The organism is Kribbella qitaiheensis (assembly GCF_014217565.1).
GTDB lineage: Bacteria > Actinomycetota > Actinomycetes > Propionibacteriales > Kribbellaceae > Kribbella > Kribbella qitaiheensis_A.
This window is the reverse complement of record NZ_CP043661.1, coordinates 5,593,099-5,615,289: the sequence shown is the minus strand read 5'-3', so window position 1 is coordinate 5,615,289 and position 22,191 is coordinate 5,593,099. Positions and strand designations below refer to the sequence as shown.

The 22,191-nt window shown below is 68.3% G+C and carries 21 protein-coding genes and 1 pseudogene; 9 read left to right on the top strand and 13 right to left on the bottom strand.

Features of this window, described 5'->3' with window-relative positions; genetic code table 11:
• Nucleotides 1–5: 5 nt before the first annotated feature.
• Nucleotides 6–1,397 carry an ABC transporter substrate-binding protein gene (locus F1D05_RS26745; protein ID WP_185443237.1) on the bottom strand — a complete coding sequence of 464 codons (1,392 nt, stop codon included), beginning with the start codon at nt 1,395–1,397 and terminating at the stop codon, nt 6–8.
• Nucleotides 1,398–1,565: 168 nt separating this feature from the next.
• On the bottom strand, nt 1,566–1,970 hold the full coding sequence (locus tag F1D05_RS26740; RefSeq protein WP_185443236.1) for a hypothetical protein: 405 nt from the start codon (nt 1,968–1,970) through the stop codon (nt 1,566–1,568).
• A gap of 120 nt (nt 1,971–2,090) precedes the next feature.
• Here F1D05_RS26740 and F1D05_RS40925 point away from each other — a divergent pair.
• Nucleotides 2,091–2,486 (top strand): annotated as a pseudogene (locus tag F1D05_RS40925) (uridine kinase family protein); the annotation flags it as partial.
• Here the strand turns inward: F1D05_RS40925 and F1D05_RS26730 are convergent.
• Nucleotides 2,469–3,581: a DMT family transporter gene (locus F1D05_RS26730; RefSeq protein ID WP_281388760.1), complete on the bottom strand. Its 1,113-nt coding sequence runs from the start codon at nt 3,579–3,581 to the stop codon at nt 2,469–2,471. The pseudogene F1D05_RS40925 and the gene F1D05_RS26730 overlap by 18 nt on opposite strands.
• A 75-nt stretch (nt 3,582–3,656) precedes the next feature.
• Here F1D05_RS26730 and F1D05_RS26725 point away from each other — a divergent pair, with 75 nt between their 5' ends.
• Both F1D05_RS26725 and F1D05_RS26720 read left to right on the top strand, forming a co-directional pair.
• On the top strand, nt 3,657–4,550 hold the full coding sequence (locus tag F1D05_RS26725) for a LysR family transcriptional regulator (RefSeq protein WP_185443234.1): 894 nt from the start codon (nt 3,657–3,659) through the stop codon (nt 4,548–4,550).
• A gap of 85 nt (nt 4,551–4,635) precedes the next feature.
• Nucleotides 4,636–5,325 carry a hypothetical protein gene (locus F1D05_RS26720; protein ID WP_185443233.1) on the top strand — a complete coding sequence of 230 codons (690 nt, stop codon included), beginning with the start codon at nt 4,636–4,638 and terminating at the stop codon, nt 5,323–5,325.
• Between the two features lie 38 nt (nt 5,326–5,363).
• On the opposite strand, the gene F1D05_RS26715 is transcribed toward F1D05_RS26720, so the two are convergent.
• The 6 genes from F1D05_RS26715 to F1D05_RS26690 all read right to left on the bottom strand — a co-directional run bounded on the left by F1D05_RS26715 (nt 5,364) and on the right by F1D05_RS26690 (nt 12,322).
• Entirely contained in the window at nt 5,364–6,650 is a 1,287-nt protein-coding gene (locus F1D05_RS26715; RefSeq protein WP_185443232.1) for a thymidine phosphorylase, read from the bottom strand.
• Nucleotides 6,651–7,025, bottom strand: a complete 375-nt coding sequence (locus tag F1D05_RS26710) for a cytidine deaminase (protein ID WP_343066522.1) — start codon at nt 7,023–7,025, stop codon at nt 6,651–6,653. It abuts the gene before it with no gap.
• Between the two features lie 76 nt (nt 7,026–7,101).
• Nucleotides 7,102–8,391 carry an ABC transporter permease gene (locus F1D05_RS26705; RefSeq protein WP_185443230.1) on the bottom strand — a complete coding sequence of 430 codons (1,290 nt, stop codon included), beginning with the start codon at nt 8,389–8,391 and terminating at the stop codon, nt 7,102–7,104.
• Entirely contained in the window at nt 8,388–9,599 is a 1,212-nt protein-coding gene (locus F1D05_RS26700; protein ID WP_185443229.1) for an ABC transporter permease, read from the bottom strand. Before F1D05_RS26700 ends, F1D05_RS26705 begins: the two co-directional genes overlap by 4 nt.
• On the bottom strand, nt 9,600–11,150 hold the full coding sequence (locus F1D05_RS26695) for an ABC transporter ATP-binding protein (protein ID WP_185443228.1): 1,551 nt from the start codon (nt 11,148–11,150) through the stop codon (nt 9,600–9,602). It lies immediately after the preceding gene.
• 95 nt (nt 11,151–11,245) lie between these two features.
• Entirely contained in the window at nt 11,246–12,322 is a 1,077-nt protein-coding gene (locus F1D05_RS26690) for a BMP family lipoprotein (RefSeq protein ID WP_246485991.1), read from the bottom strand.
• A gap of 312 nt (nt 12,323–12,634) precedes the next feature.
• Here F1D05_RS26690 and F1D05_RS26685 point away from each other — a divergent pair, with 312 nt between their 5' ends.
• Nucleotides 12,635–13,828, top strand: a complete 1,194-nt coding sequence (locus F1D05_RS26685; protein WP_185443226.1) for an amidohydrolase — start codon at nt 12,635–12,637, stop codon at nt 13,826–13,828.
• Nucleotides 13,829–13,908: 80 nt separating this feature from the next.
• Here the strand turns inward: F1D05_RS26685 and F1D05_RS26680 are convergent, their stop codons facing one another.
• From F1D05_RS26680 to F1D05_RS40915, 3 genes are all read right to left on the bottom strand, one after another.
• Nucleotides 13,909–15,489 carry an acyl-CoA mutase large subunit family protein gene (locus tag F1D05_RS26680; protein ID WP_185443225.1) on the bottom strand — a complete coding sequence of 527 codons (1,581 nt, stop codon included), beginning with the start codon at nt 15,487–15,489 and terminating at the stop codon, nt 13,909–13,911.
• Between the two features lie 148 nt (nt 15,490–15,637).
• On the bottom strand, nt 15,638–15,952 hold the full coding sequence (locus F1D05_RS40920; RefSeq protein ID WP_343066650.1) for a DUF4097 family beta strand repeat-containing protein: 315 nt from the start codon (nt 15,950–15,952) through the stop codon (nt 15,638–15,640).
• On the bottom strand, nt 15,909–16,310 hold the full coding sequence (locus F1D05_RS40915) for a hypothetical protein (protein ID WP_246485990.1): 402 nt from the start codon (nt 16,308–16,310) through the stop codon (nt 15,909–15,911). Before F1D05_RS40915 ends, F1D05_RS40920 begins: the two co-directional genes overlap by 44 nt.
• Nucleotides 16,311–16,535: 225 nt before the next feature.
• Here F1D05_RS40915 and F1D05_RS26670 point away from each other — a divergent pair, with 225 nt between their 5' ends.
• From F1D05_RS26670 to F1D05_RS26650, 5 genes are all read left to right on the top strand, one after another.
• Nucleotides 16,536–17,303, top strand: coding sequence for a MarR family transcriptional regulator (locus F1D05_RS26670; RefSeq protein WP_185443224.1), 768 nt, complete (start codon nt 16,536–16,538; stop codon nt 17,301–17,303).
• 90 nt (nt 17,304–17,393) lie between these two features.
• A complete protein-coding gene (locus tag F1D05_RS26665; RefSeq protein WP_185443223.1) occupies nt 17,394–17,717 on the top strand; it encodes a YciI family protein in 324 nt (107 codons plus the stop codon).
• Entirely contained in the window at nt 17,714–18,946 is a 1,233-nt protein-coding gene (locus F1D05_RS26660) for an RNA polymerase sigma factor (RefSeq protein ID WP_185443222.1), read from the top strand. The genes F1D05_RS26665 and F1D05_RS26660 overlap by 4 nt, the downstream gene beginning before the upstream one ends.
• 168 nt (nt 18,947–19,114) lie before the next feature.
• Nucleotides 19,115–20,239, top strand: coding sequence for a glycosyltransferase family 4 protein (locus F1D05_RS26655; RefSeq protein WP_206685839.1), 1,125 nt, complete (start codon nt 19,115–19,117; stop codon nt 20,237–20,239).
• Nucleotides 20,236–21,336, top strand: a complete 1,101-nt coding sequence (locus F1D05_RS26650) for a glycosyltransferase (protein ID WP_185443221.1) — start codon at nt 20,236–20,238, stop codon at nt 21,334–21,336. The genes F1D05_RS26655 and F1D05_RS26650 overlap by 4 nt, the downstream gene beginning before the upstream one ends.
• Nucleotides 21,337–21,354: 18 nt before the next feature.
• Here F1D05_RS26650 and F1D05_RS26645 read toward each other — a convergent pair whose 3' ends face one another.
• Nucleotides 21,355–22,170, bottom strand: coding sequence for an MBL fold metallo-hydrolase (locus F1D05_RS26645; RefSeq protein WP_185443220.1), 816 nt, complete (start codon nt 22,168–22,170; stop codon nt 21,355–21,357).
• Nucleotides 22,171–22,191 lie beyond the last annotated feature (21 nt).

Sequence of the window (22,191 nt, the reverse complement as noted above, 5' to 3'; positions counted from 1 at the left end):
GTTCCTCACTTCGCTTCTCTGGACCGGTACCGCTCGGCCACGTCGTCGGCGAGCGTCTGCCCTTGTTTCAGGGCCTTCTCGACACTCATCCGGCCGGCGATCGCCGAACTGACGTCCTGGCTGACCTGGGTGCCGAGATCCGGGAACTCCGGGATGTCGATGAACTGGATCCCGATCGCCGGCCGCTTCTGCACGCCGGGGTTGGCCGGGTCGGCCCTCTCGATCGCCTGCTTGGTCGGCTCGGCGAACGCGGCGGCTTCCTTCAGATAGTCCGGGTTCTCGTATGTCGAGGCGCGCTTGCCGGCCGGGACGCGGGACCAGCCGAGCTGCTGACCGACGAGCTCCTCGTACTGCTTGCTGGACGCCCAGGAGATGAACTTCCAGGCGTTGTCCTTCTTCTTGCTGGCTTCCTGGATGCTCCAGGACCAGGTGTAGAGCCAGCCGGAGCTGTCGGTCTTGACGACCGGCGCCGGGGCGTAGCCGATCTTGCCCTTGACCGGGGAGTCCGGCGCTTCCAGCGAGCCGGCGGCCGACGTCGCGTCGTACCACATCGCCGTGTTGCCCTGGACGAGGTTGTTGAGGCACTCGGTGAAGCCGGCCTGCGGTGCGCCGAGCTCGCCGTGCGCGCGGACCAGGTCGACGTAGAACTTGGTCGCCTCGGTGAACTCGGGCGAGCTGACCTGGGCCTTCCAGTCGTCGGTGAACCAGGTGCCGCCGAAGGTGTTCACCACCGTGGTCAGCGGCGCGAACAGCTGTCCCCAGCCGGGCTGGCCGCGCAGGCAGATGCCGCGCATCCCGGGCTGGGCGTTGTCCACCTTGGCCGCGATATCGGCGACCTCCTGCCAGGTCGGCTTGGCCGGCATCGTGATGCCCTTCGCGGCCAGCACGTCCTTGCGGTACATCAGGAACGACGACTCGCCGTAGAACGGTTCGCCGTAGATCTTGCCGTCCGCCCCGCTGAGCGAGGTCGTCATCGGCTTCAGCACGTCGTCCTGGTTGAAGGTCGGGTCCTTGGCGATGTAGTCCGACAGCGGCGCGATCCACTTGCTGGTCGCGTAGATCGGGATCTCGAAGTTGCTCAGCGAGGCCACGTCGTACTGGCCGGCCTGGCTGGAGAACTCCTGGCTGATCTTGTCCCGGACGTCGTTCTCCGGCAGGACGGTGTAGTTGACCTTGATCCCGGTCTGCTTGGTGAAGTTGTCCGCCGTGAGCTTCTGCAGATCCACCATCTGCGGGTTGTTCACCATCAGCACGTTGACGGCGTCGCCGCCGCCACCTCCACCGCCGCCACCCCAGCCGGCGCAGCCACCGACTGCGCTCACCAGGAGCAGTGCGACGGCCACACCCCCGATCCGCTTCCGCTGTGCCACCACGAGTTGCTCCTTCGCCGTCGACATCACCTAACCGGCCGTTGCAAGACTCAGCCTCACTCGCTCATATGAGCACCCCGTTGCTCAAACATGAGTGAACCCGATGGCGGGCGGATGCGTCAAGACCTCGCACAACATCCGAGCACACCAATGCTCAACTGAGCACTAGTGTCTCCAACGCAGGACGCCGGCGGATCAGGACCGCTCGCGGAGGCCTTCCTCGACACCCTCGCGGTACGACTCCTCCAGCTTCCGGACCCAGAACGGCACGAACACCGCCGGCCCGGTCACCCAGACCCCCGCCTCGTTGCCGTAGGAAGCCAGCGCAGTGATCGCCATCCCAACACCCGTCAGACCGATCACCACTGCCCACCCCAGGGTGCTGAACCAAGGACCGTCGCCGTCGATCAACGGCTGCCGAGCCACCGCTCCCACCAGGAACATCAACGCGGTTGCAGCCACGACCGCCACGAGACACACCGGCGTGAAGGCAATCCCATCGGCCCAGAGTTGGTCCATTTGGATCAGCCGCACCGTCTGGACGACCAGCAGCACCACGATCCCGGCGTACACCAGAACCCCGCCTACGGTCAGCCTCATCGCCCATCCCCACCACTAGTTGAAGTCGCTCGGATATCGCCCCTGCTGGACGCAGCGTTACGCCGATCGGCTCCCCGTTGCAGCTTTGTGCAGTACCCATAGGTAGGGGTGCTGGTTGCGATGGCGGAGAATGCCCGGGTGAGTGCGCGTGTGGTGTTGCTGGCGGGACCGTCCGGGACCGGGAAATCCCATCAAGCGGAGTTGACAGGGCTGCCCGTGGTGCGGCTCGACGACTTCTACCGCGACGGCGACGACGAGGCGATGCCGCGCTCGCCCCTCGGCATCGTCGACTGGGACGATCCCGCCTCCTGGGACGGCGAGCGCGCCGTGGCCGCACTGGAGACGCTCTGTACGACGGGGAGCGCGGACATGCCGATCTACGAGATCTCCGCCGACGGCACAGTCGGACACCGGCCGGTCTCGACCGAGGGCTCGCCACTGGTGATTGCCGAGGGCATCTTCGCGGACCAGATCGTCAGCGCGCTGAAGGATCGCGGACTACTGGCGGCTGCGATCTGCGTCCGCCACCACCGCCTGGTCACCTTCGCCCGTCGATTCCAGCGAGACCTCCGCGAGCACCGCAAGCCCCCTTTCACCCTGCTCCGCCGGGGATTCCTGCTGCTGCGCGACGACCCCCGCGTCGTACGCCGTTGCCTCGACGCGGGCTGTGAACCCCTGCACCCGAAGGCCGCGCGGCGCCGCATCACCCAACTGCTCCAAGCCGCCGGGCACTAGCCGATCCTCGGCGGCTCTCCGACGGGCTTCGGCCGGCCGGATCACGACCGCCGCGCTGAGCACCAAGGCACCGCCGGCCAACTGCACGGCACCGAGCGACTCGCCGAACACGACTGCCGCAAGCCCGACCGTGACCACTGGTTCCAGCGTCGACAGGATGGAAGCGGCCGACGGACCGACGCGGGCGACGCCCGCGAAGAACAAGACGATCGCCGCCACCGTACTGACGACGGCGATCGCCGTAACCCATCCCCAACCGGCGGCATCGAAGTCGAACTGGGGACCGCCGCGGACCGCGCTGACCACCGCGAAGGTTCCGGCGGCGCCGGTACAGACGAGTGCGGCCAGCGCCAGTGGCGGGATCGCGGGACCGATCCGGTCCCCTACCAGGATGTAGACCGTGTACGCGAGGGCCGCACCGAAGCCCATCGCCGTACCGAGGGCATCCAGGCCGCCCGCGGCCGCAGCGCCGAGGACGAGGACCGTCCCTGCGGAGGCGACCAGCAGCGCGACGACCCGGCGTACGGTGGCCCGTTCGCGGCCGAGGGCGATCGCACCGAGCGTCACGAGGGCCGGGTAGGCGTACAGGATCAGCGCGAGCAGCGACGCGTCCATCCGCTGGAGGGCACCGAAGAAGAGGCCGGCCTGGGTCGCGTAGCCGATCCCGCCCATCGCGAGCCCGGCCGGGATCGAGTGTCGCGGCAGGCCGCGGAGAGCACCGGTCACCCGGGCGACGACGAGCAGCAGGACGGCCGCGATCACGAAGCGCAGCAGGAGGAGATCACCGACGTCGACCCGGGCGTCGTACGCGTACTTCCCGAAGATCGCCATCGCGCCGAAACAGGCAGCTGACAAGAGGCAGAGGAGGGCACCCACGCACCGATGCTGACATCGTCAACTATTCACGTCTATCTCCTCTTTGTGCACAAAACCCAGTAGCATTTGTGCACGATGCTCGATCTCCGCCGCCTGCGCCTCCTGCGCGAACTCGACGCCCGCGGAACCGTTCACGGCGCCGCCCGGGCGCTCGGCTACACTCCGAGCGCGATCTCCCAGCAGCTCGCGGTCCTCGAACGCGAGGCGGGTGCCAAGCTGCTCGAACGCACCGGCCGGAACGTGCGGCTCACCGACGCGGGCCAGGTCCTGGTTCGGCATGCAGCCACCCTGCTCGACGGGATGGAGGCCGCCGAGGCTGAGGTGGCCGCCCTCACCGCGGGCCACCCGGCCGGCGTCGTCCGGGTGGCCGCTTTCCAGTCCGCCTTCCTGCGGATCGTGGCGCCCGCCGTCGCCGCAGTGGCCGCCAGTCATCCCGGCATCCGGATCGAGGTCACCGAGGCCGAAGTCGAGGAGGCGATACCGGCCCTTCGCCTGCGCCAACTCGACGCATTGGTGGGAGACGAGTACGCCGGCCAACCACGGCCCATCCACGACGACCTGACCCGGGAGCCGTTGGTCCGCGAGCAGGTGCGCCTGGTGCTACCCGAAACCCATCCGCCGGCGGCCACCGAGCGGGTACGAATGGCGCAACTGTCCGGCGCCCGATGGGCCGCCTGCCAACCGGGCACCGGCCATCGCGAGATGCAGATCCGTGCCTGCCGCGAGCTCGGCGGCTTCGAGCCCGACCTGCGGTATGCCTCCGACGACTTCCTGATCCTCGTCGAAATGGTCCGTACCACGGGCGCCTGCGCCCTCCTCCCCGACCTCGTCCTCGGTTACGGCGTACCAGGCGTCGCGGTTCGTTCCCTGGCCGAGGGCGATCTCACCCGCGAGGTCTTCCTGCTGACTCGCGCGACCCGGACGCCTGCGGTAGAAGTCGTCGCCGCGGCCCTCCGTACCGCCGTGTAGCACGTTCTGCAGCCTTGGTATTCGCCCGGCGTTCACCTTCGTCTGATCCGATCGAGGCTCGAGATCCCTGACAGGCGGAGGAATCGTGAGGCGTGCTGCCCCGGGCGTCGCCGTCGTACTGAGCGCCCTGGTCGTGATGAGCGTGTCCGGCTGCGGGAACAGTGCCGGCGCCGTGACGACCAGCGAACCCGAGACAGGTGCGGCCGCTCCGGCACCGTCGGCTCCCCCGGTGGCCAAGACCGCGGTGAGCGGCCTTGCGGGGCTGGTCGTCGTACCGAAGGGCTATCTGACCGGCGACACCACGGATCCGGGCGAGCAGAGTGGCCCGTTCAGCAGGGAGTCGTACCTGAACACGCTGTCGGCCTCACCGTCCGAGGACCGCGCCTTGCTGCTGAACGCCCACTTCGCCGAGGGCTACCAGGCCTACCGGACCAGCGCGGACCGGAAGAAGCACTACACCGTGAAGATTTTCCGGGTCGGCTCCAAGGCCCAGGCGGACATACTGCGGCGCGGGTTCTGGGCGCAGGAGACGCACAGCCGCGCCTTCGCCGTACCAGGGGTCCCGGGCGCGCTGACCGACGCCCGGATCGTCGTCGCCACCTCGGTCGGCCGGACCGAGGCGGTCGCCGAGTCGAGCTTCGTGGTCGGCAGCCTGGTCACCGAGATCAGCGTCAGCCAGTCCGGAGATCTGACCGCCGACCTCACTCCGGACACCGCCCTCGTCGCCGCGATCACCAAGCAGCAAAGGCAATCCCTCAGCCGCAAGTCCGGCTGAAAGGCCAAGCTGTGCCAGGCGATCCGCGGCGATCGAGGTCAGGCGGTGATGCGGTCGATCACCAGCGGAGTGGCCTCGTAGGTTCCGTCTGCTGAGATCTGTACTGCGTCCGCGAGCGACTCGAGTGCGCGATCGAAGCGGGTGGTGTCGTCGGCATGCAACGTCAGCAGCGCCTGGCCCTCGGTCACGGAGTCGCCTGGCTTAGCGTGCAACTCGACACCGGCGACGGCAGAGACCGGGTCTTCCTTCCGCGCCCGGCCCGCGCCGAGACGCCAAGCGGCAACCCCGACGGCCAACGCGTCCAGGCCGGTCAGTACGCCGCTGGACGATGCCTTCACCACGTGCTGTTCCGGAGCCACCGGGAGCTCGGCCGAAGCGTCGCCACCCTGCGCGGAGATCATCCGGCGCCAGGCGTCCATCGCCGTACCGTCGCGAAGCTTCTCCGCCGGGTCGATGTCCGTCACGCCGGCCGCGGCCAGCATCTCGACGGCCAGCGCGACCGTCAGCTCGACCACGTCGGCCGGGCCACCACCGGCCAGCACCTCGACGGATTCCCTGACCTCCAAGGCGTTTCCGGCCGTCAGCCCGAGTGGCGTCGACATGTCGGTCAGCAGCGCGACCGTCTTCACACCGGCATCGGTGCCCAGTGCAACCATCGTCTCGGCCAGCTCACGGGCGTTCGCGATGTCCTTCATGAACGCGCCGGACCCGACCTTGACGTCGAGCACCAGCGCACCGGTGCCCTCGGCGATCTTCTTGCTCATGATCGAGCTGGCGATCAACGGGATCGCCTCGACCGTACCGGTGACGTCGCGAAGCGCGTAGAGCTTCTTGTCCGCCGGGGCAAGGCCGTCGCCCGCCGCGCAGATCACTGCGCCGACATCCTCGAGCTGGTTCATCATTTCGTCGTTCGACAGCGCCGCCCGCCAGCCCGGGATCGACTCCAGCTTGTCCAGCGTGCCGCCGGTGTGGCCGAGACCGCGACCGGACAGCTGCGGTACGGCGACTCCGCAAGCGGCGACCAGCGGCGCGAGGGGCAGGGTGATCTTGTCGCCGACGCCGCCGGTGGAGTGCTTGTCGGCGGTCGGCCGGGACAGCTTGGCGAAGTCCATCCGCTCACCGGAGGCGATCATCGCGGCCGTCCAGCGGGCGATCTCGCGCCGGTTCATCCCGTTCAGGAGAATCGCCATCGCCAGCGACGACATCTGCTCGTCGGCGACGTCGCCCTTGGTGTAAGCGTCGATCACCCAGTCGATCTGCCCGTCGCTCAGCTCACCCTTGTCCCGCTTGGTCCGGATCACATCGACCGCGTCGAAGCCTGACACTTACTCCCCCATCCGTTCGGGCCCGAACGCGTCGGGCAGTAGGTCGCTCATCGGCCGGCTGCCACCGGCGGTCTCCACCTGCAAGGACGGGCCGCCGTGCTCGTACAGCAACTGGCGGCACCGTCCGCACGGTGTCAGGAGTTCCTCGTCGTGGTCCACGCAGGTGAAGGCGACCAGCCGTCCGCCACCGGTCCGGTGCAGCTCGGAGACCAGCCCGCATTCGGCACACAAAGTCAGCCCGTACGACGCGTTCTCCACGTTGCACCCGGCAACAATCCGCCCGTCGTCCACGTACGCCGCGGCGCCGACCGGGAACCCGGAGTACGGCGCGTAGGCCCGGTGCATCGCCTCCACCGCCACCGCCCGCAGCGCCACCCAATCAAACCCACCACCAGCGTCCGAATCGGCGAGGGTCCTGCCCCTCGCCTCTTCGGACGCAGCGGTCTCGGGCTTACTCGGTGACGTAGGGCTCACCGTCCGCCTTGGGGGCTCTCACCCTGCCGACCAGACCCGCGACCGCGATGATCGTGGCCAGGTAAGGAGCCATCAGCAACAGTTCGCCGGGGATCGGGGTCTGGATGATCTGCAACTGCGACTGCAACTGGGTCGCGAAGCCGAAGAACAGGGCCGCGACCATCGCGCCGATCGGGTGCCAGCGTCCCATGATCAGCGCGGCCAGGGCGATGAACCCGTTGCCCGCGGTCATCTCCTTGCTGAACGACCCGGCGTATCCGACGGTGAAGAAGGAGCCGCCGAGACCGGCGAGGATGCCGGCCGCCAGGACCGCGGAGTACCGGACCCGCTTGACCCTGATGCCAACCGTGTCGGCCGCCTTCGGGTGCTCACCGACGGCCCGGACCCGAAGACCCCAGCGGGTCTGGAAGAGCACGAAGGTGACCACGGCGACCGCGATGTAGGTGAGGTAGACCAGCACCGTCTGGTTGAACAGGATCGGTCCGAAGAACGGGATGTCTCCCAGCAGCGGGATCTTCACCGCGGAGAGCACGCTCGGCGTGTTCAGCTTCGCCGCGTCCTCCTGCAGGAACTGATCGAACAGATAGCCGGTGATACCCGATGCGAACACCACCAGGACAACACCCAGCACCACTTGGTTGACCAGGTACTTGATCGAGAAGACCGCCAGCAGCCAGGCCATCAGCACACCGGTCACCGCCGCGGCGATGAGCGCCGCAGCCGCGTTGTGCGTAGTACTGGAGACCACGGCGGCGGTGAAGGCGCCGACCAGGAACTGGCCTTCGATCGCGATGTTGATGACGCCAGCGCGCTCACACAGCACACCGGCCAGCGCACCCAGGATCAGCGGCGTGGCGAAGTTCAGCGTGCCCTGGAACTGGTTGGCCAGCGGGAAGGTCTTGCCCGCCGCGGCCCAGCACAGGAACGCCCCGATGAAACAGATCCCCAGTACTGCGGCGAGCCAGCCGGCGTACCGCTGCGGGATCCGGCGGAGTACATACGCCACCGCGGCGAGCACACCGAGGATGCCGAGCAGGATGCCGACCGGTTGTGCGGGCAGGTGGAGCAGGTTGTTCTTCAGGTCGCCCGAGGTGAGCTGGAAGGTCGCCTTGCCGCTCTTGGTCCCAATGGCCAGACCGAGCCCGATCAAGGCGAACACCAGCATCAGGCCGCCGACCCGCAACCGGCGGGTCCGCTCGGCCGGTGCCTCGATCGTGGCCGGGGCCGGGACCTTGACGGTGTCGGCCGTCGTTGTCGACTCGCTCATCCGTTCCAGCCTTTCGCGAGGACGGCGCCGAGGCCGCGTTCCTTGGGCAGGAACCGGAAGACCGAGCGCACCAGGGCCGGTGCGGCGACGAACAGCACGATCACGGCCTGCAGGACGGTGGTCAGCGTCAGCGGGGTCTGCGTCTCCAACTGCATCTGCAGGCCACCGGCGTTCAGGGCGCCGAAGAGCAGGCCCGCCAGCACGGTGCCCAGCGGCGTACCGCGGCCGAGCAGCGCGACCGTGATCGCGTCGAACCCGACAGAGGCCGCGACACCATCGGTGAGCGGCAGATCGGTACCGAGTACCTGCTGCGTGCCCGCCAGACCGGCCAGGGCGCCGGCGACCAGCATGGCGATGAAGTACGCCTTGCCGACGCTCATTCCCGCCGTCCGGGAAGCGTCCGCGTTCGCGCCGACGGCTCGGAGTTCGAAGCCGACGGTCGAGCGGTTCAGCAACCACCAGACGAAGGCGGCGGCCACCAGCGCGAGCAGGAAGCCCACGTGCAACCTGGTACTGCCGAACTGCGGGTACTGCGCGTTGGCATCCACGATCGGGCTGATCGGGTCCTCGCGGCCGGGACGCTTGAAAGTCGTTGTCGTGAGCAACCACTGGAGCAGGTAGATCGCCACGTAGTTGAGCATGATCGTGACGATCACCTCATGAGCGCCGGTACGGGCCTTCAGCAGGCCGACCACCCCGCCCCAGATCGCGCCACCGACCAGGCCGGCGACGACCGCGACGATCAGGTGCAGACCCGGCGGCAGGTGCCAGGCGAACCCGACCCAGGCGGCCAGGATCGCGCCCATGATCAGCTGCCCCTGGGCGCCGATGTTGAACAGTCCGGTCCGGAACGCCAGCGAGACGGCCAGTCCGCCGCAGATCAGCGGCGTCGCCTGCGTCAGCGACTCGGTGATCGGGGTGACGCCGCCGAGCGCGCCGACCGCGAGTGCCTTGTACGCCTCGCCGACCGCGCTGAAGGCGGCCGAGAAGGTGTCCATCGGCGCGGCCCCGAAGTAGCCGAGGGCTGCCTTCACCTGGTCGTCGCCGATGATGATCAGGATCGCGCCGACGATCAGCGCCAGCACGATCGCGCTCAGCGAGACGAGGCTCTGGACCGCCCAGCTGGGCAGCCCGGACCGCTGCGGCTCGCCGGCCGGAACCGGATCCGGCGCGGCCTTCTCGGGCTCCGTCGTTGTATCAGTGCTCATCTAGATGGTTCCCAACGTGGTGGGGTTCTCGATCGCGACTTCGTGGGCCTCGGTCCTCGAGGCTCCGGCCATCATCAGGCCGAGCTCGTCGCGGGGCGTGTCGGACGGTACGACGCCGACCACCTTGCCGCGGTACATCACCGCGACCCGGTCGGACAGGGCCGCGATCTCGTCCAGTTCTGTGGACACGATCAGGACCGCGGTCCCGTTGTCGCGCTCCTGCACGATCCGCTCATGCAGGAACTCGATGGAGCCGACGTCCACCCCGCGGGTCGGCTGCGACGCCACCAGCAGTTTCAGCGGCCGGGACAGCTCGCGGGCCAGCACCACCTTCTGCTGGTTGCCGCCGGACAGCGACGAGACCGGCTGGTCGATGCCCTGGGTGCGGATGTCGAACTCGTCGATCCGCTGCTGGGCGTTCTTGTCGATCTCGTCCGTGTGCAGCACCAGGCCGTCACCGAACGGCTTGCGGCGGAAGAGGTCGAGTACGAGGTTCTCGGCGACCGTGAAGGGGCCGACGAAGCCGTCGTGACCGCGGTCCTCCGGCACGTAGCCGATCCCGGCGTCGAGCCGCTGCCGGGTGGACACCCCGGTCAGGTCCTTGCCGTCCAGCGAGATGCTGCCGGCCGCGATCGGGGTGAGGCCCAGCAACGCCTCGGCGAGCTCGGTCTGACCGTTGCCCTGGACACCGGCCACGGCGAGGATCTCGCCGGCCCGGACCTCCAGGTCGACCCCGTCGACGGCGGTGAAGCCACGCTCGTCGATCACCGTCAGACCCTTGATCTGCAGCACCGGCTGACCCGGCTGGGCCGGGGTCTTGTCCACCACCAGGTCGACCGCGCGGCCGACCATCATCTCGGCCAGGCTTTCCTCGGACTGGCTCGGCTCGGCCTGGCCGACCACCTTGCCGCGGCGGATCACGGTGATCTTGTCCGCGATCGCCTTGACCTCTTTGAGCTTGTGGGTGATGAAGACGATCGAGGTGCCGGTCTCCTTCAGCCGCCGCATCACGGTGATCAGCTCGTCGATCTCGGCCGGGGTGAGTACGGCGGTCGGCTCGTCGAGGATCAGCACCTTGGCGTCGTTGGTGAGCGCCTTGATGATCTCCACCCGCTGCTGGACGCCGACCGGGATGTCCTCGACCAGCGCCTCGGGGTTCACCTCGAACCCGAACCGCTCGGACAGCTCGGCGACGAGAGCGTGGGCCTTCTTCCGGTCCAGGATGCCGCCGGGGTAGGTGTTCTCCCGGCCGAGCATGATGTTCTCCGCGACGCTGAACACCGGCACCAGCATGAAGTGCTGGTGCACCATCCCGATGCCGTGCTTGATCGCGTCGCTGGGCGAGGTGATCGCGACCTTCTCGCCGTCGATCACGATCTCGCCGGAGTCAGGCTGCAGCAGCCCGTAGAGCATGTTCATCAGGGTGCTCTTGCCGGCCCCGTTCTCGCCGAGCAGGCAGTGGATCTCGCCCGGTTCGATGACCAGGTCGATGTGGTCGTTGGCGACCAGCGAGCCGAAGCTCTTGGTCAGCCCCGAGAGCTCGAGATGCATGCGGCAGCCTTCCTGTCAGACGGCGAGCCAGGAAGGTCAACCCGTGAGGGCCGTACCTTCCTGGCTCGCACCGTACTACGTGCTGATGTCCTGGATCAGGACGCTGCCGGCTGTGCCTTCGAGGCGATCGTGATCTTGCCGGAGATGATGTCCGCCTTGATCTGGTCCAGCTCGGTCTTCATGTCGGCCGGAACCTTGCCGTCGAAGTCGTGGAACGGGGCCAGCGAGGTGCCGCCGTTCTCCAGCGTGCCGATGAACTGCTTGCTGTCGTACTTGCTGTCGACCACCGAGGTGACCGCGTCCTGGACGGCGACGTCCATGCCCTTGTTCACCGAGCTGATCAGCACCGAGCAGTACTCCGCGGCGCTCACGCAGCCGTCGGTGTCGACCCAGATCGCGTTGACCTTGCCGTTGCTGGCCTTGGCCGCCTGCAGACCGCCCAGACCGGACGGGCCGGCCACCGGGAAGATGATGTCGGCGCCCTGGGTGATCAGGTTCTGGCCGGTGTTCTGGCCCTTCGCCTTGTCCTCGAAGTCACCGGTGAACAGACCGGCCTGCTTCGCGTCGTCCCAGCCGAGCACCTGGACGTTCTTGCTCTTCTGCTTGTTGTAGTAGCGCACGCCCTCGGCGAAGCCGTCCATGTAGATCGTCACCGGCGGGATCTTGATGCCGCCGAAGGTGCCGACCTTGCCGCTCTGGGTCATCCCGGCGGCCAGGTAGCCCGCCTGGAAGGCAGCCTGCGCGGTGTTGAACAGCAGCGGCTTGACGTTCGCGATCGGCTTGGCCGGAGCCGAGTCGACGATGGCGAACTTGATGTCGGCGTTCGCGTTCGCGGCCTTGTCGGTGGCGTCCTCGAGCTTGAAGCCGACGGCGACGATCACCTTGCACTTGGCGTTGACCATCGCGGTCATGTTGGTCGGGTAGTCGTTGTCCGACTTCGACTCGGCCTTGACCTCGGTCAGGCCCTTCGCCTTGATGGCAGCCTGGAAACCCTCATACGAGGTCTGGTTGAACGACTTGTCGTCGAAGCCACCCGAGTCGGAGACCATGCACGCCTTGAAGTCCTTGTTGGCGCTGCCGCTGGACGCGTCGTCAGTCGGCTTGCTGCCACAAGCGGCAACGGCGAGCGTCAGTGCGCTCACGATCGCCAGTCCCCGCACGTACTTCTTCACCGGATGTCTCCTTCGTCGAACCAGTTTGTCTGCCCTGGGCACACCTTCCCCAGCGTGCCGCATCCGCAGACTATAGGGGCCAGTCCGGCCTTCTTTGAACGGCGCGAGAGCCTCGATACCGGAAAGTGACCGGCGCGCGAAGCATTGTGACGTAACTCCTCCGGTACGGCTACGTTCCGCACGACCGGCGTCACCCACCGCAGGATTCCAGCCGCCGGACCGGCGGTTTGCTCACTGCCAGTTCACCTCACGGACGGTGAGATCGGCCGGGCGTGGCCCGGCTCGGGGTCGATCGGGTGACAGAATCGCCGGATGACGACTTCGCTGGAGCTGCTGCTCGCCGACTCGAAAACGCGTGTCGACGAGGTCCGCGACGCCGCGATCGCACTCCGCCGTGACCTGCACGCGCACCCGGAGCTCGGCTGGAACGAGGTCCGGACCACCGAAGTACTGCGTCAGCGCCTGACCGAGGCCGGGCTGTCCCCGCGAGTACTGCCGACCGGGACCGGCCTGATCTGCGACATCGGCTCCGGCGACACCTGCGTCGCGCTGCGGGCCGACATCGACGCACTCCCCGTGCCGGACGCCGTACAGACTCCGCACCGGTCGACCGTCGACGGTGTCGCCCACGCGTGTGGGCACGACGTCCACACTGCTGCTCTGCTCGGAGCCGCGCTGGTCCTCGCCGGGATGGCGCGGGACGGGCTACTGGACCGTCGGGTGCGGGTGATCTTCCAGCCGGCCGAGGAGGTCATGCCCGGTGGCGCGCTCGGGGTGATCGCCGCGGGTGGGCTGGACGGCGTACGGCGTATCTACGGGTTGCACTGTGATCCGCGGCTGCAGGTGGGCCAGATCGGTCTGCGAGTCGGCGCGCTGACAGCTGCTGCCGACCGGATCCTGGTTCGGCTCACCGGGCCGGGCGGGCACACCTCCCGACCGCATCTGACCGCCGATCTCGTCTACGCCTTGGCCACGCTGGTGACCGAGCTCCCGGCCGCTCTGTCCCGGCGGGTCGATCCGCGGGCGGGGATGTCGCTGGTCTGGGGGCGGATCACCTCCGGCTCCGCGGCGAACGCGATCCCGGCGCGGGGCGAGGCGGAAGGGACGCTGCGCTGCCTCGACGCGAACGCCTGGCGGCTCGCGGAGGAACTGATCCCGGCCCTGGCGACGCAGTTGGCGTCGCCGTACGGCGTGGAGGTGGACACCGAGGTCACCCATGGTGTCCCGCCGGTGATGAACGACCCGGGCGCGATCGAGGTGTTCCGTACTGCGGTGGAGCAGACGCTCGGCTCGGCCGCGGTCGCACCCACCGACCAGAGCCTCGGCGGCGAGGACTACGCCTGGTACCTGGAGCACGTCCCGGGCGCGATGGTCCGCCTCGGCGTACGCCCGGCCGGCACCGACACCGATACCGCCGCTGACCTCCACACCCCCGGCTTCAACCCCTCCGAAGATGCGATCACCATCGGCACCTCAGTCCTGGTAGCCACAGCCCTCCTCGACTGACCACCCCTTCCTCGCTGACGTCCGAAGAAGTGAGTGGCACGTCCCTCCGGTTCTTCGGACGTCAGCGAGGAAGCGGTCGGTCAGAAGGTGTCGGCCGGGACGTAGACGCCCCAGATTGCGCGGAGGGCGTCGCTGACCTCGCCGACGGTGGCGCGGGCCTTGAGGGCTTCCTTCATCGGGTAGAGGCAGTTGTCGTTTCCCCGAGCAGCGTTCCGCAAGTCGGCAAGCGCCTTGTCGACGGCCGCTTGATCCCGCTCGGCGCGAAGCTTGGCGAGCCGCGCGACCTGCTGGGCCTCGATCGCCGGGTCGACCCGGAGCGGCTCGTACGGCTCTTCCTCGGCGACCTTGTACTTGTTCAGGCCGACGACGACCCGCTCGGCGGAGTCGATCTCCTGCGCGATCCGGTACGCCGAACGCTCGATCTCCTGCTTCTGGAAGCCTTTCTCGATCGCGGCGACGGCACCGCCGAACTCCTCGACCTGCTCCATCAGCTCACGCGCGGCGGCCTCGACCTCATCGGTGAGCGACTCCACGACGTACGAGCCGGCGAAGGGGTCGACGGTCGCGGTGATGTCGGTCTCGTACGCGAGCACCTGCTGGGTGCGGAGCGCGAGCCGGGCCGCCTTCTCCGTCGGCAGCGCGATCGCCTCGTCGTAGGAGTTGGTGTGCAACGACTGGGTGCCACCGAGCACGGCGGCGAGGCCCTGGATCGCGACGCGGACCAGGTTCACCTCGGGCTGCTGGGCGGTCAGCTGGACCCCGGCCGTCTGGGTGTGGAAGCGGAGCATCAGCGACTTCGGGTTCTTCGCGCCGAACTCGTCGCGCATCACCTGCGCCCAGATCCGGCGGGCGGCGCGGAACTTCGCCACCTCTTCCAGCAGGGTCGTCCTGGAGACGAAGAAGAAGGAGAGCCGCGGCGCGAAGGTGTCCACGTCGAGGCCGGCCGCGACCGCGGTCCGGACGTATTCGATGCCGTCGGCAAGAGTGAAGGCGATCTCCTGCGCGGGCGTGGCACCGGCCTCGGCCATGTGGTAGCCGGAGATCGAGATCGTGTTCCATCGCGGCAGCTCGGTCTGGCAGTACGCGAAGATGTCGCTGATCAGCCGGAGCGACTCCTTCGGCGGATAGATGTAGGTGCCGCGGGCGATGTACTCCTTGAGCACGTCGTTCTGGATCGTGCCGGTCAGCTTGTCACCGCTGACGCCCTGCTCCTCGGCGACGAGTTGGTAGAGCAGCAACAGCACCGAGCCAGGCGCGTTGATCGTCATCGACGTGGACACCTGGTCCAGCGGGATCCGGTCGAACAGGATCCGCATGTCGTCGATCGAGTCGATCGCCACCCCGACCTTGCCGACCTCGCCGGACGCGATCTCCGCGTCGGAGTCGTAGCCCATCTGGGTGGGCAGGTCGAACGCGACCGACAGGCCCATCGTGCCGGCGTCGATCAGCTGGTGGTACCGCTGGTTCGACTCGGCGGCGGTCCCGAACCCGGCGTACTGGCGCATAGTCCAGGGCCGCTGGGTGTACATGGTCGGGTAGACCCCGCGGGTGAACGGGTACTGCCCCGGCGTACCCAACTTCTCCGCCGGGTCGAACTCCGCAAGTTTGTCGGGACCGTAGACAGGTTCGAAGTCCCACCCCGACTCGGTCTGGTGGCTCATCTGCCAACCGTAGGCCCGATCCGGTCTGCCCCACACCACCCATCACGGTGACATCCAGCACCCTCTGTGACCGGAGTCTCCCCACGCACCTCTCCAGGGGCCTGCTGGTGTGGACGCAGGCCCCTGGGTGTGGGTGTCAGGTCGTCGGTCAGAGGCTGCGGGCGGTGATGTCGCCGCACTGCGTGGTTGCCTGGATCTGCAGGCCGGCCGCGGAACCCTCGGTGTTCTTCAGGGTGTTCTGGATCCGGCCGCTGCCGGTGCCGGCGTCCAGGGAGGCGGAGGCCTCGGGGGCGGCGCCGACCGTCAGGTTGCCCAGCTGGGTGCGCAGTACGACGGTGCCGGTGGTGGCCTCCGTGATGGTGATGTCGCCCTTCTGGGTGCTGATCTCGGCGGGGCCGGTCAGGCGGCCGACGGTGATGTCAGCGGCGTGGGCGGTGACCCGGACGCTCGCGGCCTCGTCGATCTTGACCGCACCGTGCGCACCCTCGAAGGCGACGTCCCCGAGCCGTCCGACGCCCCGGAACTCGGCGGCGGCCCGCCTTCGCCTCGACGCTCGAACCGGCCGGCAGTTGGACGGTCACCTCGACCGATCCGAGCGTGCCGAGGAGCTGACTCTTCGCCACCGGGCCGTTGATCCGCAGGACACCGTCGGCGAAGGCGACCGTGAGCTGCTCGGCGGCCTTCACGTCGCGGCTCTTGGCGGCGTTGGCGGGCAGGACCTCGACGGTGGTGTCGGTCCGGTCGGTGGCGATGATCTGGATCCGCCCGGCGGGGATGTCCAGGACGGTGGTGATCGCGGCGGTGGTGGCGAAGTTCTGCATGAGGTTCTCCCTGGTGTGCGTTTCGTCGTTTCTGATATCGCAAACGCTACGTTGCGTTCATGGATTAGGCAACTAATTTGTTGCGTAGAAAAGACATTTACGCAGGTCAGAGCACGAATATCGTTGCAACAGCTCTAATCTTAACGCAACGAGCAGTTATCGCTTCGTTGCGTTGGATGAGAAGTGAACGCTATCCTGGCGACTCAGGCATGAAGGGAGAACGCGGTGCCGGGAGGCAGGCTCAACCAGCAGGAACGTCAGCGGATCGCGCTCGGACTGGCCGACGGGCTCGCCTACGCCGAGATCGCCCGGCGGCTCGACCGTCCCACCTCGACGATCACGCGTGAGGTGATGCGGAACGGCGGCCCCGCGGCGTACCGGGCCGATCTGGCCCACCGCGCGACCGAACACCGCGTCCGCCGAAGCAAACCCGTCGTACCCCGCGGGCAGATCGCGCTGGCGCAGGGCCATGGGCGCGACGACGGCGCCGTCCGTGAGTACGAGGAGGCGTTCACCACCCTGATGATGGAGCAGGGCCTGCCCAAGATGACGGCGAGCGTGCTGACCTGCCTCTTCGTCGCCGACGAGGGCAGCGTTACCGCCGCCCAACTCGTCCAGCACCTCCAGGTCAGCCCGGCGTCCGTCTCCAAGGCGATCGGGTTTCTCGAGGTCCAGGGCCTGATCCGGCGGGAACGCGACGAACGCCGCCGCGAGCGCTACTTCGTCGACGACGAGGTCTGGTACCAGTCGACGATCGCCAGCGCCCGGCGTACGGCGCATCTCGCCGAGATCGCGCGGCGGGGTGTCGGGGTTCTCGGCCGCGGAACGCCGGCTGCTGCCCGGTTGGAGAACATCGCTCGCTTCAGCGAGTTCATCAGCGAGAGCATCCTGCGCGCCGCGGAGCAGGTCCGCGATGTGCTGCACACGAAACCGGAGGCGAAGCCGGGTGGCGCCGCCGAGCCGCTGGGCCCCGGCGTACCGGAAGATTCTTGAAAGAGGTCCGGCCGGCGGTGTCGGATCGGGGCAGCGGCGTTCGTAGTACGGGTGAAAGGGCACCTTCGAAAGCACAGGAGATGAGCTGACATGCAGTACCTGCTTTCCGTGATCCACGACAAGACCAACTCCGGTACGCCGGAGGAGCAGGACGCGATCGACGTGTTCAACGACAAGCTCGTGGCCGAGGGCTACTGGGTCTTCGCCGGGGGTCTCGACTCCCCCACCACGGCCACCGTCATCGACAACCGGGACGGCGAGGCGGTGTTCACGGACGGGCCGTTCGTGGAGACGAAGGAGCTGATGGCCGGCGTCTGGATCATCGAGGCCCCCGACCTCGACGTGGCACTCAAACTCGCCACCGAGGGATCGAAGGCCTGCAACCGGAAGGTCGAGGTGCGGCCGTTCCTGTGAACGAGACCGCTGCCCAGGAGGCGATCACCCAGGCCCACCATGAGGAGTGGGCGCGGGTGGTCGCCGCCCTGACCCGACGGTTCGGTGACCTCGGCATCGCCGAGGAAGCCGCGGCCGAGGCCTTCGCGACGGCCGTCGAGCGGTGGCCGGCCGACGGCGTACCGCCGAATCCCGGCGCCTGGCTGACCACCACCGCCAACCACAAGGCGATCGACCGGCTCCGGCGCGAGAACAAACGCGACGACAAGCACAAGGAGGCTCAGATGCTGTCCGAAGACGACCCGCCCGAGCCTCTTGGCGCCATCGAGGACGAGCGGCTCCGGCTGATCTTCACCTGCTGCCACCCGGCGCTCGCGATGGAGACCCGGATGGCGCTGACGCTGCGGATGGTCGGCGGTCTGACCGTGCCCGAGATCGCCCGGGCCTTCCTGGTGCAGGAGACCGCGATGGGCCAGCGGATCACCCGCGCGAAGGCCAAGATCAAGGCGACCCGGATCCCGTATCGGGTGCCGGCCGCGGAGGACCTCCCGGGACGCGTCACCGGCGTGCTCGCCGTCCTCTTCCTCGTGTTCAACGAGGGCTACCTGGCGACCGGCGCCGACACCGATCCCGTCCGGCACGAGCTGACCGCCGAGGCGATCCGGCTCACCCGCCTGATCCGTGCGCTGCTACCGACCGACGGCGAGGTGGCCGGGCTGCTGGCACTGATGCTCCTCACCGAGGCCCGCCGTACGGCCCGAGTCTCGGCAACCGGCGAACTGGTCTCCCTCGAAGAGCAGGACCGTGGCTCCTGGGACACAGCGCTGGTCGTCGAGGGTCATCGGCTCGTTCGCGAGCGCCTGGCCACCCGGATAGCTCCAGGGCGCTACCAGATCCTCGCCGCGATCAACGCCGTCCACACCTCCGCCCGCGACGTCCGCAACACCGACTGGTCGCAAATCGTTGCCCTGTACAACCAGCTGGCCCGGCTCGACCCCTCCCCGATCGTCGCCCTCAACCAGGCCATCGCAGTCGCGGAGCTCGACGGCCCGGAGGTAGCGATCGCGGCTGTCGACCGCCTCGAGGACAAACTCGCCGGCTACCACGCCTACCACGCAACCCGCGCCGACCTCCTCCGCCGACTAGGCCGCAGCCAGGAGTCCCGCGCGGCATACGACAAAGCCATCGCCCTAGCCGGCAACACCGCCGAAACCGCCTACCTAACCCGCCGCCGCGACCAACTCGGCTAGCAGGAGGGCGCGGAGCGGGTGCTTTTCGTCGTACCCGCGGGTTGGTTGAAGTACTGCTTGCTGGTCACTGCCTGGCCATCCAACGGCCGTGGATGTGTTGCCAGGGAATCGACACCGGGTCACGAGAGCGTCGCCGAGGGTTCATGCGGGGACGGGAACCTTCGGGTTGTGCGCATAGTGATGGTTGCCGAGTGCTTCCTGCCGCAGATCAATGGCGTGGCGAACACGGTTCGCCACGTCGCCGACCGGTTACTGGCCCGCGGGCACGAGCTGCTGATCATAGCGGCCGGCCCCGGCCCGGACACTTACAACGGAGTACGGGTACTCCGGGCCCGTAGCTTCGGGATCCCTGGCTACAAAGAGATCCCGGTCGGCCTGCCCGATCCCGCGATCGAACGCGCGATGGCCGAGTTCAAGCCGGATCTCGTTCATCTCGCGGCTCCCTTCGTGCTCGGCGCCTACGGACTGCGGAGCGCGCGGCGGCTCGGAGTACCGACTGTCGCGGTGTTCCAGACGGACCTGGCCGGTTTCGCCCGGCAGTATCCGTGGTTCGCCAAGGCCGACCGCGGCTGTTGGGCCTGGATCCGCCGGATCCACTCGCGCTGCGACCGCACCCTCGCGCCATCGTCGTCCGCGGTGGCGCAACTGGTCCAGGAGGGCGTACCGCGGGTGCACCACTGGGGCCGCGGCGTGAACCTCGACCTGTTCGACCCGTCGCACCGGCTCGAGGCCTGGCGCCGGGAGATTTCCCCCGACGGCAAGCCGATCGTCGGGTACGTCGGGAGGCTGGCCGCGGAGAAGAAGGTGAAGCGGCTGGCCGAGCTGAGCGAACTCGACTGCCACCTGGTGGTGGTCGGCGACGGCCCAGATCGCGCCTCCCTGGAGACCTTGTTGCCGAACGCAACTTTCCTCGGGATGCGCCGGGGCACCGACCTCGCCTCGATCTTCGCCGGCCTGGACCTCTTCGTGCACACCGGCGAACACGAAACCTTCTGCCAGACGATCCAGGAGGCACAGGCCTCGGGCGTCGCCACCGTCGGACCGGCCGCGGGCGGACCGCTCGACCTGATCCGCCCGGGCGAGACCGGCCTGCTCTTCGAACCAGGCAAGGCAGATTCACTACGCCAAGCCGTCTCACACCTGCTGGACAACCCCGACCTCCGTACTGCGATGGCCGCGGCCGGCCGTCGCAGAGTCCAGACCCGAACCTGGCCGGCCGTTGTAGACGATCTGGTCGACCGCCACTACGCCGAAGTACTCGCCGGGATCGCGACAGTACGGCGGGCCGCATGACGTTACGGATCGCCCAGCTCGCGAACTTCGTCGGCCCGACCTCCGGTGGGATGCGGACCGCGATCGAGCATCTCGGTCAGGGGTACTGCGAGGCCGGTGCCGATCGCATCCTGATCACGCCCGGCGAGCGGGACAGCGTCACCGACACCGAGGTAGGCACGATCGTCCGGATGAAGGCGCCGAAGGTCGGCGGCGGGTACCGGCTCATCACCGATCCCTGGAAGGTGATCGAGGCGCTGGAGCGGTTCGGCCCTACGACGGTGGAGATCTCGGACAAGTCCACTTTGTTGCCGGTAGCAAGGTGGGCCCGCCGGCAGGGCATCGGTTCGGTCCTCTTCAGCCACGAACGGCTCGACGCGATGCTCTCGCTGCGGACCGGCCGCCAACTCGGGGTCGCGGCCGGCGTCGGCGCGCTCTACAAGTTGCTGAGCCGCACGTACGACGCGGTGGTGGTCACCTCCCGCTATGCGGCGGCCGAGTTCGACGAGGTCACCACGCCACTGGTCCGGATCCCGCTCGGCGTCGATCTGGACACCTTCCACCCGTCACTCGGCAGCCCTGCCGACGACGGGATCCTCAAGCTCGTTCACGCGGGCAGGTTGTCCCGCGAGAAGAGCCCAGACCTCGCCGTCGCGACAGCGGTCGAGTTGCACCGACGCGGCGTACCGACGCGGCTGGACGTCTATGGCTCGGGCCCGCACCTGGACGAACTGCTCGCGATCGCGGGCAGCGCGCCGATCATCTTCCACGGGTACGTCGATGGCCGGGTCGCGCTGGCGCGGCACCTCGCGGAGGCGGACGTGGCCCTGTCGGTCTGCCCTGGCGAGACGTTCGGCCTCGCAGTTCTGGAGGCACTGGCCGCCGGTACGCCGGTGGTCACGGCGAACACCGGCGGGGCAAGAGAGTTGGTCGACTCCAGCTGCGGCCGATGGGCTCCGGCGAAGGCCGACCTGCTGGCGGACGCAGTACTGGAACTCGCGCAGCAGCCAGGGCGTAGAGCCGCGGCCCGAAGCCGGGCCGAGCTCTACGACTGGGATTCCTGCGTGCAGCACATGCTCAACCTGCACACCCGATTGGCGGTAAAGCTCGCGGCTTAGCGCCCCCTATCGGAACGCTTAGGTCAGGTGGTCGAAGTCGCCTCGGGCCCAGGCTGCGTGGCGGTCGGCCGAGCGGCGGACGACGTTGCGGGCGTCGGTCGGGATCGAGGCGCCGAAGTTGCCGTAGAGGCGGTCGTAGGAGAACGCGTCCAGCGCCTTGGCGACCCGGTCGACGACGGCGCCCGACAGCGGGATCCTGTTCGGGTAGCTGCGCATGAAGCTGACCGAGGTGCGGTCCGGGTTGGCGAAGAGGGTGTCGCCGGCCAGGATCACTCCCTTGCCCTCGGCACCTTCTGCCCAGTGCACCACCGCGCTGCCCGGGAAGTGCCCGCCCGGCTGGATCAGCGTGACGCCGGGGAGTAGGTCCAGCGTGCCGGACCAGGTCTTGATCGCCGGGTCCTGCCTGGCGACCCACTCGGCGTCGGCCTCTGACACATAGACCGGCACGCCGCCGAGCCGGCGGCTCCACTCGACCTGTACGCCGTACATGTGCGGGTGGCTCGCGATGATCGCCTTCACCTCACCGAGCGCGCGGACCTTCTCGACCGCGTCGTCGTCGAGGTAGCCGATCGGGTCCCAGAGCAGATTGCCCTCGACCGTCTGGACCACCATCGACTGCTGGCCGATCCCGGCGCTGGGGGTCGAGGTCACGCCGTACAGGCCGGGCTCGACGTCCTTGACCTCGACCTTGTAGCCGGCGGCGGCCAGCTGCTCGAGCGTCGTCCAGTGCTGCCCGTCGGCGGGCACCCACTGCCGTTCATCGGCGCAGATCGCGCACACCTCGACCTGCTCGGAGTGCTCGACCGCGCAGGTCTCACAGATCCAGAAACTCACTCTCGTCCCCTCTTCTCCCGG

Coding starts and splice junctions, on each gene's coding strand:
- F1D05_RS26685 (WP_185443226.1), top strand. CDS start 12,635: ATGACGACTTCGCTGGAGCTGCTGCTCGCCGACTCGAAAACGCGTGTC.
- F1D05_RS26725 (WP_185443234.1), top strand. CDS start 3,657: ATGCTCGATCTCCGCCGCCTGCGCCTCCTGCGCGAACTCGACGCCCGC.
- F1D05_RS26745 (WP_185443237.1), bottom strand. CDS start 1,397: ATGTCGACGGCGAAGGAGCAACTCGTGGTGGCACAGCGGAAGCGGATC.
- F1D05_RS40915 (WP_246485990.1), bottom strand. CDS start 16,310: ATGCAGAACTTCGCCACCACCGCCGCGATCACCACCGTCCTGGACATC.
- F1D05_RS26665 (WP_185443223.1), top strand. CDS start 17,394: ATGCAGTACCTGCTTTCCGTGATCCACGACAAGACCAACTCCGGTACG.
- F1D05_RS26680 (WP_185443225.1), bottom strand. CDS start 15,489: ATGAGCCACCAGACCGAGTCGGGGTGGGACTTCGAACCTGTCTACGGT.
- F1D05_RS26695 (WP_185443228.1), bottom strand. CDS start 11,150: ATGCATCTCGAGCTCTCGGGGCTGACCAAGAGCTTCGGCTCGCTGGTC.
- F1D05_RS26705 (WP_185443230.1), bottom strand. CDS start 8,391: ATGAGCGAGTCGACAACGACGGCCGACACCGTCAAGGTCCCGGCCCCG.
- F1D05_RS26650 (WP_185443221.1), top strand. CDS start 20,236: ATGACGTTACGGATCGCCCAGCTCGCGAACTTCGTCGGCCCGACCTCC.
- F1D05_RS26740 (WP_185443236.1), bottom strand. CDS start 1,970: ATGAGGCTGACCGTAGGCGGGGTTCTGGTGTACGCCGGGATCGTGGTG.
- F1D05_RS26700 (WP_185443229.1), bottom strand. CDS start 9,599: ATGAGCACTGATACAACGACGGAGCCCGAGAAGGCCGCGCCGGATCCG.